Source organism: Paraburkholderia sediminicola, from assembly GCF_046026855.1.
GTDB classification, from domain to species: Bacteria; Pseudomonadota; Gammaproteobacteria; order Burkholderiales; family Burkholderiaceae; genus Paraburkholderia; species Paraburkholderia sediminicola_A.
Genome location: NZ_JAQQET010000002.1, coordinates 50,299 through 68,435, shown reverse-complemented (window position 1 = coordinate 68,435; position 18,137 = coordinate 50,299). Strand labels below are relative to the sequence as shown.

15 protein-coding genes are annotated in these 18,137 nt (G+C 63.2%); 9 read left to right on the top strand and 6 right to left on the bottom strand.

The window, feature by feature from the left end; genetic code table 11:
* The first annotated feature begins 424 nt into the window (after nt 1–424).
* Nucleotides 425–880 (top strand): hypothetical protein, encoded by a 456-nt coding sequence (locus PQR40_RS02460; protein ID WP_408508363.1) that lies wholly within the window; start codon nt 425–427, stop codon nt 878–880.
* Between the two features lie 28 nt (nt 881–908).
* Here the strand turns inward: PQR40_RS02460 and PQR40_RS02455 are convergent, their stop codons facing one another.
* Nucleotides 909–1,421, bottom strand: a complete 513-nt coding sequence (locus tag PQR40_RS02455) for a DUF3455 domain-containing protein (protein ID WP_408224026.1) — start codon at nt 1,419–1,421, stop codon at nt 909–911.
* 314 nt (nt 1,422–1,735) lie between these two features.
* On the opposite strand from PQR40_RS02455, the gene PQR40_RS02450 reads away from it, so the two are divergent.
* Both PQR40_RS02450 and PQR40_RS02445 read left to right on the top strand, forming a co-directional pair.
* The gene (locus PQR40_RS02450; protein ID WP_408224023.1) at nt 1,736–2,887 is read left to right on the top strand and encodes a peptidyl-alpha-hydroxyglycine alpha-amidating lyase family protein; all 1,152 of its coding nucleotides are present in this window, start codon (nt 1,736–1,738) and stop codon (nt 2,885–2,887) included.
* A 232-nt stretch (nt 2,888–3,119) separates the two neighbouring features.
* Nucleotides 3,120–4,442 carry an MFS transporter gene (locus PQR40_RS02445; protein WP_408334212.1) on the top strand — a complete coding sequence of 441 codons (1,323 nt, stop codon included), beginning with the start codon at nt 3,120–3,122 and terminating at the stop codon, nt 4,440–4,442.
* A gap of 115 nt (nt 4,443–4,557) precedes the next feature.
* Here PQR40_RS02445 and PQR40_RS02440 read toward each other — a convergent pair whose 3' ends face one another.
* Together PQR40_RS02440 and PQR40_RS02435 are read right to left on the bottom strand one after the other, a co-directional pair.
* Nucleotides 4,558–5,895, bottom strand: coding sequence for a TAXI family TRAP transporter solute-binding subunit (locus PQR40_RS02440; RefSeq protein WP_408508362.1), 1,338 nt, complete (start codon nt 5,893–5,895; stop codon nt 4,558–4,560).
* A gap of 216 nt (nt 5,896–6,111) precedes the next feature.
* Nucleotides 6,112–6,822, bottom strand: a complete 711-nt coding sequence (locus PQR40_RS02435; protein WP_408224014.1) for a response regulator — start codon at nt 6,820–6,822, stop codon at nt 6,112–6,114.
* Between the two features lie 377 nt (nt 6,823–7,199).
* Between PQR40_RS02435 and hflK the strand changes: the two genes are divergently transcribed.
* The 4 genes from hflK (at nt 7,200) to PQR40_RS02415 (ending at nt 13,456) form a co-directional block, all read left to right on the top strand.
* A complete protein-coding gene (gene hflK / locus PQR40_RS02430; RefSeq protein ID WP_408508361.1) occupies nt 7,200–9,113 on the top strand; it encodes a protease modulator HflK in 1,914 nt (637 codons plus the stop codon).
* Between the two features lie 76 nt (nt 9,114–9,189).
* A complete protein-coding gene (gene hflC, locus PQR40_RS02425) occupies nt 9,190–10,260 on the top strand; it encodes a protease modulator HflC (protein ID WP_408508360.1) in 1,071 nt (356 codons plus the stop codon).
* Nucleotides 10,257–11,426: an SPFH domain-containing protein gene (locus PQR40_RS02420; protein WP_408508359.1), complete on the top strand. Its 1,170-nt coding sequence runs from the start codon at nt 10,257–10,259 to the stop codon at nt 11,424–11,426. The genes hflC and PQR40_RS02420 overlap by 4 nt, the downstream gene beginning before the upstream one ends.
* Entirely contained in the window at nt 11,423–13,456 is a 2,034-nt protein-coding gene (locus PQR40_RS02415) for a heavy metal translocating P-type ATPase (protein WP_408508358.1), read from the top strand. The genes PQR40_RS02420 and PQR40_RS02415 overlap by 4 nt, the downstream gene beginning before the upstream one ends.
* Here PQR40_RS02415 and PQR40_RS02410 read toward each other — a convergent pair.
* Together PQR40_RS02410 and PQR40_RS02405 are read right to left on the bottom strand one after the other, a co-directional pair.
* On the bottom strand, nt 13,443–14,117 hold the full coding sequence (locus tag PQR40_RS02410) for a Vgb family protein (protein ID WP_408508357.1): 675 nt from the start codon (nt 14,115–14,117) through the stop codon (nt 13,443–13,445). The genes PQR40_RS02415 and PQR40_RS02410 overlap by 14 nt on opposite strands.
* A 9-nt stretch (nt 14,118–14,126) precedes the next feature.
* On the bottom strand, nt 14,127–15,347 hold the full coding sequence (locus PQR40_RS02405) for a winged helix-turn-helix domain-containing protein (RefSeq protein WP_408223996.1): 1,221 nt from the start codon (nt 15,345–15,347) through the stop codon (nt 14,127–14,129).
* A 131-nt stretch (nt 15,348–15,478) separates the two neighbouring features.
* Between PQR40_RS02405 and PQR40_RS02400 the strand changes: the two genes are divergently transcribed.
* Together PQR40_RS02400 and PQR40_RS02395 are read left to right on the top strand one after the other, a co-directional pair.
* Nucleotides 15,479–16,249 (top strand): DUF899 domain-containing protein, encoded by a 771-nt coding sequence (locus PQR40_RS02400; protein ID WP_408223993.1) that lies wholly within the window; start codon nt 15,479–15,481, stop codon nt 16,247–16,249.
* A gap of 41 nt (nt 16,250–16,290) precedes the next feature.
* A complete protein-coding gene (locus tag PQR40_RS02395; protein ID WP_408508356.1) occupies nt 16,291–17,103 on the top strand; it encodes a DUF2182 domain-containing protein in 813 nt (270 codons plus the stop codon).
* A gap of 24 nt (nt 17,104–17,127) precedes the next feature.
* On the opposite strand, the gene PQR40_RS02390 is transcribed toward PQR40_RS02395, so the two are convergent.
* A complete protein-coding gene (locus tag PQR40_RS02390; protein ID WP_408223987.1) occupies nt 17,128–18,132 on the bottom strand; it encodes a sterol desaturase family protein in 1,005 nt (334 codons plus the stop codon).
* Nucleotides 18,133–18,137: the final 5 nt, after the last annotated feature.

Here is an 18,137-nt window from a genome sequence, read left to right as displayed (position 1 = left end):
GGACCTTCCCGCCCGTATTTCGCGGCCGTTCAGCACGGATTGTTTTTTCGCATTAGCATACGAAGGATGCCCAGTGCCGTTCGGCGGAGTGAATCCCCGGACCATTGCCGCTGGACGATCAATGTGTGCGGACTACGCAGTCATCCCCACATCAACCTATCGCAGGCTCAGACTGCGAACCTGCCGTTTGACGTGTTTTCAGGGCGAACGGCTGTCATTAATCCAATCATTTCGATTGAACGAGTCGTTGGTTAATATGAGGAATGTACGCACATCATTGATAGTCGGAGTGCTTTTTGTCGAGTTGGTATTCGGCGCTTTTTTACTGTTACAAAAAAGCCATCGGTCGGCAGCCGACACTGACGTCACGACAAACGGCTCAGTGGAATTGGCCTCGGCTTCCCCACAATTGGGTGACACCCATGTGAGCGCGGGAAGTGTGGTTGGCGCAGCGCCGCTCTCCGGCAACGCGGCGACCGGCTCCGGGCAGTCGACGAGCGGGGCTGTGGTGACGGCATCCGACTCGCCAGTTAAAGGCGTCGAACAAGTGCCGCGGCCGGTCACGCGGCCACACGAACCGGTCGCCGCTCATGGTTACATTGAATCGAAGACCGACCCAGCCCTGCGAGCCGAAAGCAGGGGCGACAGTCTGCATCGTCATGGCTTGAATCCGGCCGCCTCCGCGATGACGGATGAGCTGGTCAAAGAGTCCGCCGGACTCGACCCGGCATTGCCGCCCCCGCCGGTCCAGAGCAGCCGTAACGACGTGTACCGTCAGGGCTTGAATCCGGTTGCGGCTGCCATGACGGACCAGCTAGTCAAAGAGTCGGCGAAACTCGATCCGGCACTGCCGCCACCGAACCAGCCCAACGTGAAGTAAGTGCACGACGCGAAGCGTGGACTGCTTGCTACCGGTAGAACACGTAGTCCGCGAGATAGGGCGAGCTGCCGGCTTCATGTTCCGTCGAACACGGTGCCGTTGGCGCTAAGCCGCCGACGGTATGCACGCGCTGCACATATCGCACCGCTGAAAGCGTGCCGCTACCGGACGCGCTATGCGTTTCGAGCAACAGCTGCGGTATGCTCGCCCGGGTTTCGCTGGGCTGCTGGGCAAGCACGCGGCCCACGATCCGGCTGCCGTCTTCCGCTTCCCAGGACGGCCCTGCGCCATGCCGGACCGCAGCATGGCCGCTCGCGTCGTAAAGTGTTGCTTGCGGACTCTTGAACACCCATGCCAGACGATGCTGCGCATCGAATTCGCACGAATAGTTCTGCACGCCGGACGCTGCGAGTGTCATTACGCGCTCGGCTTGGGGTGGGTCGATGGATGCACTCGACGAACTCGTGGGTGGCATTGCACACGCGGCTAGCATTGATACGGCGATGGTTGCGAAGCTTGCTTGCGAAACATTCCTGAGCATGGATATCACCTCGAGTGACGCGCGGCGCGTGGCGGTTTCGGCCGTTGAGTGCGGCCGGTGAACCGGATAGTCAGGATAGTACGCGTGATCTTATGCGCGCCGGAAATCTGCGCGTGCATCTACTCGGTTAGCCCGAAGCCGATCAGCCACACCCACTCGGTGTATCCTCCGCGTGTAAGACCTCAGCCACACCCACTCGGTGTATCCTCCGCGTGTAAGACCTACTGCGCCTGTTATTCGGACATGCCGTGTACATCGGCGCGAAAACCGACAACGTCGCTGTCCCGCACAGCGAGCGAAAGGGAGGCAAGCCAATGAACGACCAGCAGTCGTACTCCTGTCTATGCTGTAGCGATTCCCCGAGCGCTGTTCTAAGCCGGCGCCGCTTTCTCACCCTGGCGGCCGAAAGCGCTGCGGCGCTTGCCCTCTTCCCCGGTCTCGCCTACGCAGAGTCTGTCCCGAGCATCGCTTACGAGTCGGTTCCCAATCTGCTGCGTCTCCCAAACGACGTCTATCTCGGCGAGTGTTCCGGCGTGAGTTTCAACTCGAAGGGGCATATTTTTGTGCTCTCGCGCGGCAACTCGATCGGGCCGGCCTACGGTGCGGCTGCGGCCCAGCTTCTCGAGTTCGCGCCGGACGGTCGGTTCGTCCGCGAGATCGGCCACAACCTGTACGCCTGGTCGTTCGCACACACGGTCAAGGTCGACCGTCACGACAATATCTGGGTGACCGACAAGGGTTCCGACATGGTGATCAAGTTCACCCCGGAGGGACGCGTAGCCATGGTTTTTGGCCGCAAGCAGGAGGCGGCAGACGAGGAAACCGGTCCGCTTAAGCATCCGAATCCGCCTTTGCCGTCGGAGCCGGGTCGCTTCAGACAGGTTACGGATGTCGCGTGGGACAGTGCGGACAACACCTATATCAGCGACGGATACATCAACTCCCGTGTGGCGAAAGTCGACAAGGACGGCAACTGGCTCAAATCGTGGGGCGACCGTGGCACCGGTCCGGGTCAGTTCCATACGCCGCACAGCATCGCCGTCGATGCCAAAGGTCTCGTCTACGTCGCCGATCGCAGCAACCGCCGCATTCAGGTTTTCGACGGCGAAGGCAATTTCCAGCGGCAGTTCACTATCGACGTACCGGTACCCTCCGGCGCTCAACCCGCGATCGGCAACGTGCCGGACGAAGCGACGATAGCCGCCGGCACTTTTGCACCAGGCTCACCCTGGGCGATCTGCATTTCTCCGGGCCCGAATCAGGTGCTTTACAGTTCCGATGCGTTTCCGGGACGCATCTACAAACTGACGCTCGAAGGGAAACTGCTTGGCGTGCTGGGTCAATCCGGCAAGCAACTGAAGCAGTTCGGCTGGATTCATCAAATGGCCTGTCCGTCTGAGAATGTGCTGTATGTCGCCGAGCTTCTGAACTGGCGAGTACAGAAGCTCATGCTGCGCCCTTCATAGCCTGGGTAAGCTGATTAACCCGGGTGACGCCGCGCCCGGTTTTCGTCTCTACAGGCTTGCGCCGATAACGTAAACGCTATCGGCCCATCCGGTTTCCTCATTGGAGTCGGTGCATGCCCGTCCGTACACTTGTCGCTCGGTGCGTGCAAGCGAGCATTGCGTGGCGCACTGCTACAAGACGCCACCGACGATGATGAGTGGCCACCTAAGGCCATCTGGACGGAGACACGATTTGGACAAAGACATCATTCCCGTATCGGCAGCCGCGGCGCAGCCCGCTCGCTTCAATTATCGCTGGCACGTTCTGATCTGGCTGATGATCGGCGGGATCATCAATTACATGGACCGCGCAAGTCTTTCGATCGCCGCGCCCGGCATGATTCACGAGCTTGGTCTGACACGCACGCAGATTGGTCTGCTGGGGAGCGTGTTCGCGTGGACCTATGCGGTGATGCAATTACCTGCAGGTTGGTTGATCGACCGTTTCGGTGCGAAGCGTGCGTATGCGCTCGGCATGATCTGGTGGAGTGTTGCGACGTGGCTGACCGGCGTAGTGGGTTCGATCTCCGGCTTGCTCGTGATGCGCGCTTTGCTCGCGGTGGGCGAGGCACCGTGCTGGCCGACCTCGGCGAAAATCACCGCGGCTTGGTTTCCGGCCAAGGAGCGCGGGTTCGCGACGGGCGTGTGGGATTCGTCGTCCAAGTGGGGACCGGCGCTCGCGCCCGCCATGCTGGTTGCGTTAATGGTTGCGTTCGGCTGGCGCTCGCTATTTCATGTGACTGGCGCAGTTGGGATCGCGTTCGCCCTCCTGTTCCTGTTGCTGTATCGCAATCCGGTCGACAGCAAACGTCTGTCGAAGGACGAGTTCGCCTACATCGAAGCGGGCGGCGGCGGTCACGAACGGTCGCTCGCGACCTCCTCACTCAAATGGCGTTCGCTGTTCGGCCGCCGCAGCGTGTGGGGCATGATCCTCGGCTACTTTTGCACGATCTGGCTCTGGAACATATTCCTGGTGTTCTTGCCGCTCTACCTGCTCGACCGTTTTCACATTTCGTTCGCGCAACTTGGCGTGGTCGCGGGCATTCCCTGGGCTGGCGGCGCGCTGGGTGAAATCGCGGTCGGCTATCTGGCGAAGAAGATCGTGGATCGTCATCTCGCGTCGGCGATCGATGCGAAGCGGCTATTGATCGCGTGCTGCTCGGCAGGCGCGGCTGTGTGCGCGATCGCGTTGCCGTTCACTCATGCACTCAGCGTGACGCTCGTACTGTTTACCGTCGGCCTCGCCTTCATTGCGGCCGTGGTTGGATCGGCATGGGCGCTCGCGGCGGATATCGCGCCGTCGTCGATGATTGCGTCAGTGAGCGCGATCCAGAATTTCGGCGGCTACTTTGGTGGGGCGTTCTCTCCCGTCGTCGCGGGCTTTATCGTCGACCGCACCGGCTCCTATGCGCTCGCGTTCATCTCCGGCGGCATCATTGCCGGATGCGCGGCGCTGTTCTACTGGTTCATGGCCCGCCAACCGATCGTCGACGATGCCGCCGCGCCGGTGGGCTGATGCTGGCCGGCGTATGAGGCCGCCGCGCTCAGTTCGCAGTTAGCGCGGTGCCTGGCTTCGCTTCGCTGTGTCGGGACCGCTGCGCCCGACCTGAAGGCACACCCTCACTGCGCCGCTATTGCTCCCTTGCTGCGCGGGAAATTCGGTCCCGGACTACGCCTATCGCCTGTTTGAGCGCGTAGACGTCCTGGAAATAACGCTGCGGCATCCGGATCTGATTGGCATGCGCGTCGATGTGCTCGATCTCATCCCGCCATTGCGCAATCTGGTCCGGGGTGGGATGGCTGTTTTTCCATATCTCATCTTCGAGTGCTTTGATCTCGCGATACCAGACCACCAGGCGTTTTTTTATCCGAGCCGCCGCCATGCGCGGCAGTGCCTGTAGCAACCCCAGCAGTAAAGCCATGAAGGGGAGCAGGATCAATAGACGTCTTTCGATAAAGCTGGCCAGCCAGAATGGCAGGTAACGCTGCAGGAAGGGGCGCCCCGTTTTGAAGTAACGCTCGCTCTCTTCGGAAAGAGGAAATTCCTCAGTGTTCAGATTCGGAAACACGCCAAGCGGCGTGAAGTAATCTTCGCCGCCATGAACGGTTTTGGCCGCGTCCAACAGCAGGTAGACCAGCGCGGGATGCAGCGTGTCTTTGGCGACGAGCAAAGCGGTGGCGGCGAGTAGCGTGACGTCGGTTTGCGGCAGATCGTTGGCGATGCTGGTCGCGGCACGCGGGAAAATAACCTTGGATAGCGACGGGAATTTCTGCACCAGCGCATCGGCCTGCGCAAAACTCATCAGTTTGAGATCGCTGTTCAACAGCGTTGTCTGCATGGGTGCATCGGGCCTGCCGATAAAGAAAGCGGCATCCAGTTGCCCGTTTTCAAGCGCCTTGTAGGACTGGGTTGCGTCCATTTGCAGCAACGCCGTATTGTCCCGCGTGATGCCGCTGTACCCGAGCAATACTTGGGAGACGTTCAAGAGGCCGCTGCCAGGAACACCGATTGAAACTCTCTTGCCGCGTAGTTGCGCCAGCCGGTTGATAGTGGACTCGCCCCGGTAGAACACCCAGATCGGTTCATAGGAGACGGCGGCGATCGTCTTCAGGTGATCGGTTTCTTTGGGGTTGGTGGTGCCGGACTGGATAAAGCCCACTTCGTAGTCGCTGTTCGGATCCGTCAACCGCTGATAGTTTTCGCTCGAACCCGACGAACTGCGGATATCGAGTTTGATGCCGTCACGCTTCAGGATGGGCGCATAGCGATCTGCAAAGCCGCGATAGATTCCGTTGTCTGCTCCGGTTGTAATGACGATCGTATGCCGGAAGGCGGGTTCGAGTATGACCGCTATTCCCCAACCGAGCACGGCCATCAGCAGTATCGCGCCGGCAATGAGAAGCCGCCGGCGACCCGGTGTCATGGCGGGTTTTTCGTTGCGATGAAGCGCTGGGTTGTGCCTGGGCATTGTTCGCCTCTCTTGTTCGGCGCTGCTTGCCAGGTCTATGCCACGCGCTTAATCGACGCGCGGAAAGCGTCGAGACGGCAGCGTTGTCAAAATTGGCAGACGGCGCCGCGAAGCTCGTCACGTGAAGCGCGGGCTTTGCCGCGCCGCTGGTGGTGTCTAACTGCCTGACAGCCAGCATGGATAATGCAGCGCCTTGAACGCCTTGTCCACATCCGCTCAAGGATGCGCGCCGTCAGGCACGAATACGTAACCATGACTGCGAACGGTCTGGATGAACCGCGGAGAGGAGGGGTTTGCCTCGAGTAGCCTGCGCAACCGCCACACCTGGACGTCGACCCCGCGGTCGGTATGATCGTCTTCCGGGCCGTGCAGTAACTCGAGCAGGCGTTCCCGGGTAAGTGTCCGCATCGGGTTGTTGACGAAGACCTTAAGCAGCGCGAATTCTCCCCCCGATAGCGTGACCCGTTTGTTCTCCATGTTGAGCGTTCGCAGCTGAAGGTCCAGCGTGAACGGGCCAATTCCGACAACTTCAGGTTCGACCCGCGCGGCGGCCGACGCAGAGAGAGTTCGCCGCCGCAATACGGCCCGCATGCGCGCGAGGAGTTCGCGAGGATTGAATGGTTTGCCGATGCAGTCGTCGGCGCCCATTTCGAGTCCTACGATCCGGTCCATGTCGTCGGGTCCCGAGGCGAGAATCACGGGGACCGTGTTGCCCGCGGCGCGTAGTGTGCTCAGCGCTGTGAGGCCATTCACGCCGTGCATGATCTGGTCGAGGACAATCAGATCGGGCGGCTCCCGCTTGATCTGTTCCCCGAGCGATCGCATCTCATGCAGGACGGATACCGCCATGCCCTCTCGTCCGAGAAAATCGGCCAGCGAGCCAAGTAGTTCGACGTCGTCGTCAACGACCAGTATTTGAGTTGTCATAGTAGGGAAATCGAACGCATGGGTCGGCAAACAGGGTTGCAGTAACGTTGGCTGCCGCATCACGGTTACCGGGTTTGCCGCGCCGGCTTTCAGTGCCGTCAGGCTGCTCGTGACTCGCGAACGTTGTGCTCCAGCTTCTTTAACGGAGCAAGCAGCCGCAATCCGTCGCCGGATTCTGATTTTTTGCGGATTTTGATTTCCTGTTCTGGCGGCGCGATCGTGACGACGGTTTCAAACGTCCGGCGTGACCGTGCGGGATAACCTTGAGTTTCCTATCCTGGCGCGCTAAATTGCGGCTCGCGGATCATCGCGGTTGTCCTCGGGACGCTGTCCGTCACCCCGTCACCCGGTTTGTAACGTGTTCGCAAGGAATACTGATGTCGGATCGGCCTGCCGGCGAAGGCAACGATTGGTACGAGCGACCGTCCGGGCGTAGCGAAACTTCGCTGACTGGATGGGTGGCCGTGGGACTTGCAGGCCTGCTCGGCGCGCTGAGCCTTCTGAAAACGCTACCCGTCGATCTGCGCTGGAGCGCAGTGCTGGCGAGCGCCTGCCTGAACGTGTTTGTCGTCACGATATGGCAGGCGGCAATGACACGCACGCCACCTGATCCGGCAGAGGAATCAGGCTGGAAGCGGGGCGTAAGCTTCGTCAGACACCTTGTCCGGCAAGATGCCGAGGCACCGTCACTGAGCCTCGCGATGCGGGCTTTCCACTGGCAACCGTGGGGCGTGGCCATTTGCGGCTGCCTTTCCGTGGCGATCGCCGCGACGGCATTTCAACCCCTCTCACCCGCCGCGTTAGTTCACGCGATGGTCTCATCGTCGCTTGTGATCGTTAGCGGTGCTGCGGCGCTCACGCTTGCTTTTCTCACGCTTGTTGCCGAGCGCTTCTATGCACAGGATGCGGAGCAATCCCATGCCTCGCTATCGGCGTCGCTCGCCGGGATGCTGCGCGTTCTGGTGGTGTGCGCTCTCGCTGCGGCGCTGTCGGCAGCGTGGCTCGTCTACCTGCATACGGCGCTCGATCTGGTGGTGCATGTCGCGGCGGTGTTCACCGCTGCGATTGCCGTCGAAATGATGATTCGCGCCACGCTTCTGTGGTTCTTCACACCGCGCACCGCTGCAAATGCGGCTCATGTGCCGTCGAGCATCATCGCCGGAATGTTGCGTTATCGCCGCTCGCCGTTCTCGTCGATCGGCGCCGAGTTGCATGATCGCTACGGTATCGATCTGCGCCAGAACTGGGTGCTGCGCAGTTTTGTGCGGCTATTGCCTGTCACCGTCGTGGCGATGGTGGCGTGCGCGTGGTTGCTGACGTCCATTGTCGTGTTAGGCCCGTCGCAGCGTGCGGTGTACGAAAGGTTCGGTGCGCCGGTAGCGGTTTGGCCGCCGGGCCTTCACTTCGGTATGCCCTGGCCGTTCGGCAAGGCTCGCGTTGTCGACAACGGCGCCGTGCATCAGATCATCGTGTCGGGCGGCGCCGACGACAGCAGCGTTGCAGCGCCGTCCACTTCCGCCGACGGCCCGGCGCCCGAACAGCTGAATCGTCTCTGGGACGTCCAGCACCCCTGGGATACGAGCCAGGTGATTGCGGGCGCAACCGGCGAGCAGCAGAGTTTTCAGATCGTGAATGCTGACGTGCGGCTCGATTACCGCGTGGGCTTAAGCGATACGGCGGCGCGGGCGGCACTGTACCGGTCGGTCGACCCGGAGAGCACCGTCCGCTCGATCGCCAATCGCGAGGTGGTGCATTACCTCGCTTCGCATACGCTGCAGGCTTTGCTCGAAACGAGCCAAACCGTCATGGCCGAGAGCGTGCGCCGTGCCGTTCAGCAGCAACTCGACCAGCTTTCCAGTGGCATCGAAGTCGTGGCAGTGGTGATCGAGAGCGTGCATCCGCCGACGGGCGCGGCCGCAGCCTATCACGACGTGCAGGCAGCGCAGATTCGCGCGCAGGCGAGTGTCGCCGAGGCGCACGGCTTTGCAGCGGGCGTGCTCGGCAATGCGCAGCAACAGGCACTGGCGGGCGTCGCCCAGGCGAGCGCCCGGGCCGCGGACACGATGGCGGCGGCGCGCGTGCAGCAAATCAATTTCGAAGCCGACACGATCGCATACCGGCTCGGCGGACCGGCTTTCCCTTTCGAGTACTACCTGAGCAAGTTGCAGCAAGGATTGCAGAACGCGCGCATCACGGTGATCGACGACCGGCTGACCGCCGACCGCCGGGCAACCATCGACTTGCGCTCGTTCACCGCGGGCGATCTCGCCGGGATTCCTCACGGCAATTGACGTCCTGGTTGCGTCGTACGCGCATCGCGTAGATACGCACGCCAACTGTCGGCGAAGCTGTTTTTAAGGTGACGATATGAGTTTGTTCCATTCGCATGCAGACGGTCACGGTCACGGTCACGACCATGGGCACCACCATCATCACGATGGCGGCGATGCGCAGGCCGCGGGCGGCGGTCCGTTCTATATCCGGGTTCTGCTTGCGTTGCTCTGTGTGGTCGTGGCGATCGCTGTGGCGAGTTTCATCTCCGTGCGGGCAGGCGAAGCCTCGGTGATCACGCGCTTCGGTCAACCCGTGCGCGTGCTGCTCGAGCCTGGCCTCGCGTGGCATCTGCCGGCGCCCATCGAAGCGGTGGTGCCGGTCGACCTGCGCTTGCATACGACGTCGAGCGGTTTGCAGGACGTGGGCACGCGTGACGGCTTGCGCATCATCGTGCAGGCGTATGTTGCGTGGCGCGTTGCCGCGGACCCGAACGACGTGCGCCGTTTCGTGCGGGCGGTGGGCAACCAGCCCGACGAAGCCGCGCAGCAAATCCGCTCATTGCTCGGCTCGTCGCTGCAAACCACGTCGGCGGGTTTCGACCTTGCGTCGCTGGTCAACACGGATCCGTCCCAGGTCCGCATCGCCGCTTTTGAAGACGCGTTGCGCGCTCAGATCGACGCGCAACTGTACTCGGCTTACGGCGTGCATGTCGTTCAGGTGGGACTGGAGCGCCTGACGCTGCCGGCCGTGACGCTCGCGGCCACCGTCAGCCGGATGAGCGCCGAGCGCGAGACGGTGGCCGCGCAGCGTACCGCCGACGGCAATCGCGAGGCGGCGCAGATTCGCTCGGATGCGGACCGCGATGCGCGGCTTGCCGTTGCCGATGCGAATGTGAAAGCGGCGGAGATCGAGGCGCAGTCCCGCAAGGACGCTGCCGCGATCTATGGCAACACCTATGCGGGCAATCCGCGGCTCTACACGATGCTGCGCTCGCTCGACACACTCGACGCGGTGGTCAGCGCCAATACGAATCTGATTCTGCGCACCGATGCCGCGCCGTTCCAGGCCCTGGTGCAGGGCCCCACCGAATTGAGGGCGGACCCTGTGACGCAGTCCGGACCAGGTTCGGCGTCCGCATCGAAAAAAGTCAGGTCCGCGCGATGAGGTCTGACGCCGGCTTGCCGCCGCTCGGCCCGGGCGCCCAGGCAGTGCGACTTTCGTTCTGGTTTGTCGCCGCCCTGGTCGTGCTCGCCGCTTGCGCATGGGCCGGGTCGAACATACGGCGCATTCCGCCTGATAGCCGGGCGGTCGTGTTGCGGTTTGGCTCGTTCGTGCGCACCCAGGATGCGGGCCTGCTGATTGCGTGGCCGCGTCCCTTCGAATCGACGTTGCTGGTGCCAGGCAGTGCACGGGTCCTGGCGCAACGTATCCAGTCGCTCGAACGCGATCCGCGCGCGCGCTCGGCGGATATGAATGTGCCGGAAGCCCCCCTGCCGGCTCAGGAACAAGCCGCCGCCGGGACTGTGATCGGGCCGCAGGATATGCCACCCGGCCCACCGCCCGCGCCGGATGACGTGGCCGGCCCCGGCATCGCGCCGCTGGCTGCGCGGTTGCCCGATGCGCTGGCCGGCTCCGGCTATGTGCTCACGGGCGACAAAGGCGTGTTGCAGTTACGCGCCACGCTGTACTACCGGGTGGTGGATCCCTATGCCTATGTCCTGCAACAAGATCAGCTTGCCGCAGCGCTGGAGCGGATCGTGTCCGCATCGGCGGTCGATGTCGTTGCCCAGCGCGATCTGGATGCGATTCTCGTCGCGCGTCCCGAGTTGATGTCGGCGGATCAGCAGGTCGCCGTGAAGCGTGAGCGTTTGCGCGGCGATCTCGCGCAGGAAATCCAACGCCACTTGCGCCAGCTCGATGCGCAACACGCGGGACTCGGCGTGGAAGTCACGCGTGTCGACGTCGAGGTGGCATTTCCGGCGCCGGCCGTGAGTGCGTTCAATTCGGTGCTGACCTCGTTGCAGGTGGCCGAGCGCAGCATGGCCGAGGCGCGCACGTCCGCTGAAAAGACCCGGCAGGACGCGCAACAGGATGCCGACCGGATCGTGCAGAACGCACAAGCGAACGCCGTTGAGCGCGTCGCCACCGCGCAGGCTAAAACGATGACCATTCAGCAACTGGAAGTGCCGCTGCGTACCAACAGCGATCCCGGGCTTCTGGCGCGCGTGTATCGGGAGCGCGTCCGGTCGATCCTCGCGAAAGCGGCCAGCGTGACAACGGTCGAACCGCACGACACATCGAATCTGATCCTGCCGGGGAACGCGCGATGAGCACGACGGGCGAGCACGCAGTGCACACGGGCGATCACACCTCGCACGCGGACGAAGCGAACCGCATCGAGCAGGGGCGTGCGATTGTTTTGTCGGCCTCCGAGCAACGGGGTGTCACGCAGCAAGTCGCGCTTGCGTTGCTGGCCGGCGGTTTGCTGATTCTGTCGACGGCATGGCACTACTTCGCTCCGGCAGATGAAGCGCTCGCGCAGGTGCTTGCCGGGCTCGCTTCGCTCGTCGTCGCCGGACCGGTGTTCGCCGGCGCATGGCACAGCCTGAAGTCTCCCAGTCTGCACGGTGTGACTGACCGGCTGATCGCACTCGCCATGCTGGCGGCGTGGGCGGTGGGCGACATGGCGACGGCGGCCTTGTTGCCGATCGTCATGACATTCGGACATGCACTCGAAGAGCGCAGCGTGCTCGGATCGCAGGAGGCGATCCGGGCGCTCGGCAGGCTGACCTCGGGCAAGGTGCGGCGTGTGAAGACGGACGGCTCGATCGAAGAAGTGCCATATGACGCGGTACGGGCGGGCGACCACGTCGAAGTCGTAGCCGGTGCGCGGATTCCTGCCGACGGTGTCGTTCAGCATGGCGCGTCCAGTGTCGACAATGGTCCGATTACCGGCGAGTCGGTGCCGCTCGATGTCGAACCGGGCACGACCGTATTCGGCGGCGCGATGAATCTCGACGGTCCGCTGCGTATCGAAGTCACTCACGCGGGCAAGCAGTCGACGCTCGGCAAGATCATCGAGTTGATGCAACGCGCCGAGCAGGCCAAGCCGCCGATTACGCAGATGCTTGAGCGCTACATGGGCGGTTATCTGTGCCTCGTCCTGCTGATTGCGGCGATTGTGTGGTTCGTCTCGGCGAATGCATCGGCGATGCTGGCCGTGATTGTCGCGGCGTGTCCGTGCGCGCTGGTGCTCGCCGCGCCATCGACAGCCATTGCCGGCATTGCCGTCGGCGCGCGCCACGGCATCCTGTTCAGAAGCGCCGCGTTTCTCGACAAGTTTGCGCAGATCGATTCGCTGGTGATCGACAAGACCGGCACCTTGACCTACGGCGAATTGCGTGTCGAAGACGTGATGCTGGAACCCGGCGCCGACGCGGCGCAGGTTCTCGAACTCGCGGCGCGGCTTGGTGGCAGCAGTGCGCATCCGGTGAGCCGCGCACTGCTGCGTTATGCGACTGAAGCCGGACCGGTCGGCTTCGAACGGACGCCGTTCGAACACGCTCGCGAACTACGCGGGTTGGGCGTTCTGGCGGAGACGCCGGAAGGTGTCGCGGTGCTGGGCCGCTACGGCTTGCTTACGGACTACGTGCCGGCGTTACCGCAACCGCGCCGCGAGATCGAAGGACCGTGCGTCGGTCTTGCATTGAACGGCCGCTTGCTCGCGTGGTTCGGATTTGCCGATGCATTGCGTACGGAAGCGAAAGATGCGTTAGCGGAGTTGCGGGAGCTCGGGTTGACGCGCCAGACGCTGCTGACCGGCGACCGCGAGCCGGTGGCGCGCAAACTGGCAGCGGACACCGGCATTGCCATCGTCGTCGCGCAGGCGCTGCCGCACGACAAACTCGATTACGTCGTGCGGGAAATGGCGGCTGGCTATCATCCTCTCGTCGTGGGTGACGGGCTGAACGATGTGCTTGCCATCAAGGCCGGCCCCACCAGCATTGCGATGGGCGAACGGGGCATCGACATCGCGGTGGCGTCGGCGGATGTCGTGCTGCTCGGCGACGACTTACGTCGCATCCCGACGTGTATCCGCCTCGGGCGGCGCTGCCTGCATACCGCGGCGATCAATGCCGCGATCGGTTTGGCGTGGACTGTCGCTGTGATCGCGCTGGCCGCAACCGGTGTGCTCAGCGCCGTTTGGGTCGCGCTGTTGCACAACCTGGGCACCTTCATTGTGATCGCCAACGCGGGCCGCTTGCTGCGCATGGACGAAGGAGGCCATCTGCCCCAATCCGCGCGAAACGCCGCCGGCAGTCCCCAGCGGGACCACTCGGGTTCGACTACTCGCTCGTAGATTCGGCCTCGGTGGGAATGTCGGCGTCCGGTCTTGGGCGGCGCACGGCTCTCACCTTCCCGCTGGTTCCGCCGCCGCAGAAGAACTGATCGTGACCATCGGATTCGAGCCCCGACACGTATGTGCCGGTCGGCATCTCAAGGCTCTCCAGGACTTCTCCCGTACGAGGGTCGATTCGCCTCAATTCGCTCTCTTCATCTTCCCAGGTGCCGTGCCAGAGCTCGCCTTCGTTCCAGGTCACCCCGGTGACGAAGCGGTTGGACTCGATGGTGCGAAGAATCGCGCCGGTTTGGGGATCGACCTGATGGATCTTCCGGTCTCGATACCGTCCCACCCAGAGCGATCCTTCGGCCCACGCGAGCCCCGAGTTACCGCCGCCGCCAGGTGCCGGGATCGTGGCGAGCACGTGGCCCGTATCCGGATCGATCTTCTGGATGCGATCGCCGGCGATCTGGAACAGGTGCTGGCCGTCGAAGGCCGTTCCTGCCTGCGCGGTGATATCGATCGAGCGCCGCGTTTCTCCGCTCGCCGGATCGAAGGCGTTCAGCTTGTCTCCGGTAGCAATCCAGACGTGCTGGCCGTCATACGTGACGCCATGCACACTGTCGACACCCGGAAAGGGTCCATATTCACGTACGATTTTGGCGGCTGATCGGTTCATGTTTCCATCCTAATCACTCGGGAGAGGAGCGGGGAGTAACAAAGTCGTCGTGAATCCGGGCATAGGTGGCGTCATCCAGCGTCGCGCCCGCCCGCGACCGAACGACTGCACCTTGCCGGCCGCCGCCAGTGAGTCGAGTGCCCGCTGCATGGTGCGCTGGCTGGCGTCCAGTGCAATTGCGAGGGCGGAGCTCGACCACGACTCACCGTCGGCGAGGAAGGCGAGCACCATCGCGTGCGGTTCTTCGACGGGCCGCGCGAGCACGACAACCTCGCGTGCGCCGTGCGGCACTAGCGCAAAGCCGCGCTTCGTCGCGCTCACGCCGGCCAGCGTTCCAAGCAACGCGCGAAGCCGTCCGATTTCGACTCGCAGCCGCGCGCGATGCGATTCATCGGCGTGCTTCGTCCGGAATGCCCGGGCGATGAGTGTGTCTCTCGAGACGTCTTCGGGCCATGCCTCGGCCAGTGCGCGTGCGAGCGCGAACAGCACCGGCCGCCTCGCGAGCGGGACCACTATGTTTGTTTCACGTACGACATAACGGCACGCGTCGACGACGAGCGCCTTCGACGCCAGTAACGCTTCAACTTCCTCGAGCAGGAGGGGCCGCTCCTCGCCATGCGCAATCAGACGCGCCACGGGCGTGTTCAGGAGAAGGTGTGCGCTTTCGACCTCCGCCGTCAGCGACGGAATGCCGGCGTGACGTGCGGCGCGCTCGGCCCGTGCGAGCGCCGCGCGCGCCGTCTTCGTGTCGAGGCGGCGCATTGCGATTCCCGCGACGGCCAGTTCGTGGGCGGCTCTCGATGCAGGAGGGAATGGCGTGGGGTCGAGTTTGGCGAGCAGGCGCTCGGCCTCGTCGAGGCGTCCGATCAACAGCAGGCGCCGGACTTCGAGATACCGCGCATGCGCGGCGTTCAGCCGGTCGCCGTGGGCTTCCAGCGTCGCCCGCGCGGCGTCGAGCGCCTTCGCGGGCCAGCCCAGATCGCGCGAGGCGAGCGCGATTTCGGCCTCGGCGACCACGCACCTTGCGCGGGCCACAGGCGCTTTGGAGCCGAAGGCGCGCGCTGCGCTTCGCACAAGCGCCTTCGCTCGAACGAGATCGCCGAGCTGCGCCATCGCGATGCCTCGCAGAGCGAGCGCAGGCGCGTCGTCGCGCAAAGCGACCCGGTTCAGTGCGCCGAGCGGGTCCCCTGCCGCGAGTGCCCGCGCCGCGGCCGTTACCAGCGAGTCCATGGTCGATTCGAATCCCGCCACACTTGTCACTCCCACCGTTCGGTGCCCGTGACTAATCTAGCACGACCACCAACCAGTTCGTCGTATCGACCTAACTGCACGAACGACGAAGGAGTCCCAAGGAGGGAAGCATGACCACGACACATACGACCGGAACACGTGACGCGTGGCTGGCGGCGCGGCTCGATCTGCTTAAGGCGGAGAAGGCGCTGACGCGGCAGAGCGACGAGCTGGTGCGGCAGCGGCAGGCACTGCCCTGGGTGCGAATCGACAAGACGTACCGGTTCGAAACCGATGCGGGAAGCGCCTCGCTGGCCGACCTGTTCAAGGGACGCTCGCAGCTCCTCGTGTACCACTTCATGTTCGGGCCCGACTACAAGGCGGGGTGCCCGTCGTGCTCGGCGATTGCGGATGGTTTCGACGGCCTCGTCGTTCATCTGGCGAATCACGACGTTACGCTGTCCGCCGTGTCGCGCGCGCCGCTCGAGAAACTGAAGACCTATCAGCGCCGGATGGGGTGGACGTTTCCCTGGGCGTCTTCGTACGGAAGCGACTTCAACTTCGACTTCAACATCGCGTTCAGCGAGGCGCAACAGCGTGAAGGAAGCATCGAGTACAACTACGAGCGCGGCGGCCACGCGATGGACGAGACGACACAGGTCCCGGAGCCCGTCGCCCAGTTCGCGGCCACGTGTGGAACCGACGCGGCGACGTACACGCGCGACCGGCCGGGCTTAAGTTCGTTCGTCCTTGAAGATGGCGTCGTCTATCACACGTATTCCACCTATGCACGCGGCGTGGACGGCATCTGGGGCATGTACCAGTGGCTCGACCGTGCGCCAAAGGGACGCAACGAGACCGGCGTCTGGTGGAAGCGGCACGACGAGTACGAGAAGCGCTGAACCAGGCCATGGGACACGTGAGTGCAATCGGAGGACGGCAGATGTCGGGGCGCCCGATCGAAGCGCGAGTTTCGCAACGGGTTTTCTTCGGCGTCTCGGCGCTGCTCTTCGCCGTCAGCGCGGCGGTGACGATCATTGGCGCCGCGTCCATGTCGGCGATGGGCGAGATGCCGATGGCCGGCGGCTGGACGATGTCGGCGGCGTGGATGCGAATGTGCGGGCAGACATGGCCCGGCGTCGCGGCGTCCTTCCTCGGCATGTGGGTGGCGATGATGGTCGCGATGATGCTGCCATCTCTGATGCCCATGCTGTTGCGCTACCGCGAGGCAGTCAGCGGGACCAGCGAGAAGCGCCTGGGCCCGCTGACGGTGTGGGTGGGAGCCGGGTATTTCTTCGTGTGGACGGCATTCGGCGTGGCTGTATTTCCGCTGGGCGCTGCGCTGGCGGCGCTCGAGATGGAACTGCCGGCGCTAGCGCGTGCCGTTCCGCTCGCGGTCGGTGTGATTGTGCTGATCGCCGGAGCGCTGCAGTTCACCGCCTGGAAGGCGCGTCACCTTGCTTGCTGCCGCGAGACACCGGGGCGCTGCCTGACGGTGCCCGCGTTGCCCACGGACGCCGCCACGGCATGGCGGCACGGCCTGCGCCTCGGCCTCCACTGCAGCTACTGCTGTGCCGGTCTGACGATGGTCCTTCTCGTTGTCGGAGTCATGGATTGGCGGGTGATGACCGTCGTGACTGCAGCTATCACCATCGAACGTCTTGCACCGCATGGTGAGCGTGTGGCGCGCGTCATTGGGGTGGTCATCGTCGGCGCAGGGGTGTTGCTGATCGCGCGAGCAGTGGGGTTGGGATGAGGCCACCGCTTGTCGCAATGACAATCAGTCTGTCACGCCGCTGTAATTGCGTTGCCCCCGCAGGCGCATGGCGATGCGGCCGAATGCGCGCCATTGCTGCGCGATCAAACCGTCGCCATAGGAGCGCGCCGCGCCGTGCGGTACGGGCAACTGGTCACGAATGCCGGTCGGCTCGACGGTGCGGTCCCACGACACGGTCCTGAACATCATGTCCCACCATGGAAACAGCACGCCGAAGTTACAGCCGTAGCGCGTACCTTCATGGCCGTAGCCGACTGCGTGATGACGCCGATGAAAAATCGGGCTCACGATCACGCGTTCGAGCAGCCATCCATATGGCAAGCGCGCGTTCACGTGCTGCACGCTTTGCATGAAGTTACCGACTGCGACCAGCACGACGAACTGCGTCGGCTGCACGCCGATGAACAGCGAAATCGCGGCAAAAAACGCGGCCTGAATGATGTCGTCGAGAAAGTGATTGCGGTCGTCGGCCCACAACGACATCTGCTGCTGGCTGTGGTGCACGGCGTGCAGTTCCCACCACACGCCGAAGCGGTGCTGCCAGCGGTGATACCAGTACCCGAAGAAATCGAGCACGATCAGATAGATGAGGAACGACACAACCGGCTGATCGGTAACGCCGGGCCACACTCCGTCGATGTCGATGTTCGGCACGTTGTAGATCGCCATCAGACTTTGCCAGTGATCGAACAGCGGCTGCAGCATGAAGAAGAACGCGATATTGATAATGCCGAGCTTGGCGATCCACGTGTAGATCACGTCGGCGCGCAGCGCTTTTCGATCGGACCACGCTTCGATAGGCCGCAGTGCTTCCAGCGGTCGCAAGGCGATATACGTGACCAGTATTTCCAGCACGCCGACGATCACCCAATAGAGTGCGTCGTAGGTGTCCTCGTCGTATCCCATCAGACCGAAGCGATAGAAAAACGGCTGCACCACGTCGACGTACAGGAGCGTCTGCAGCGTCGAGATGCCATTGTCGAGTTGCGCGATGATTTCGTGGATCATCGAAA

Coding starts and splice junctions, on each gene's coding strand:
- PQR40_RS02455 (WP_408224026.1), bottom strand. CDS start 1,421: ATGCTCAGGAATGTTTCGCAAGCAAGCTTCGCAACCATCGCCGTATCA.
- PQR40_RS02450 (WP_408224023.1), top strand. CDS start 1,736: ATGAACGACCAGCAGTCGTACTCCTGTCTATGCTGTAGCGATTCCCCG.
- PQR40_RS02440 (WP_408508362.1), bottom strand. CDS start 5,895: ATGCCCAGGCACAACCCAGCGCTTCATCGCAACGAAAAACCCGCCATG.
- PQR40_RS02435 (WP_408224014.1), bottom strand. CDS start 6,822: ATGACAACTCAAATACTGGTCGTTGACGACGACGTCGAACTACTTGGC.
- hflK (WP_408508361.1), top strand. CDS start 7,200: ATGTCGGATCGGCCTGCCGGCGAAGGCAACGATTGGTACGAGCGACCG.
- hflC (WP_408508360.1), top strand. CDS start 9,190: ATGAGTTTGTTCCATTCGCATGCAGACGGTCACGGTCACGGTCACGAC.
- PQR40_RS02420 (WP_408508359.1), top strand. CDS start 10,257: ATGAGGTCTGACGCCGGCTTGCCGCCGCTCGGCCCGGGCGCCCAGGCA.
- PQR40_RS02415 (WP_408508358.1), top strand. CDS start 11,423: ATGAGCACGACGGGCGAGCACGCAGTGCACACGGGCGATCACACCTCG.
- PQR40_RS02410 (WP_408508357.1), bottom strand. CDS start 14,117: ATGAACCGATCAGCCGCCAAAATCGTACGTGAATATGGACCCTTTCCG.
- PQR40_RS02405 (WP_408223996.1), bottom strand. CDS start 15,347: ATGGACTCGCTGGTAACGGCCGCGGCGCGGGCACTCGCGGCAGGGGAC.
- PQR40_RS02400 (WP_408223993.1), top strand. CDS start 15,479: ATGACCACGACACATACGACCGGAACACGTGACGCGTGGCTGGCGGCG.
- PQR40_RS02395 (WP_408508356.1), top strand. CDS start 16,291: ATGTCGGGGCGCCCGATCGAAGCGCGAGTTTCGCAACGGGTTTTCTTC.
- PQR40_RS02390 (WP_408223987.1), bottom strand. CDS start 18,132: ATGATCCACGAAATCATCGCGCAACTCGACAATGGCATCTCGACGCTG.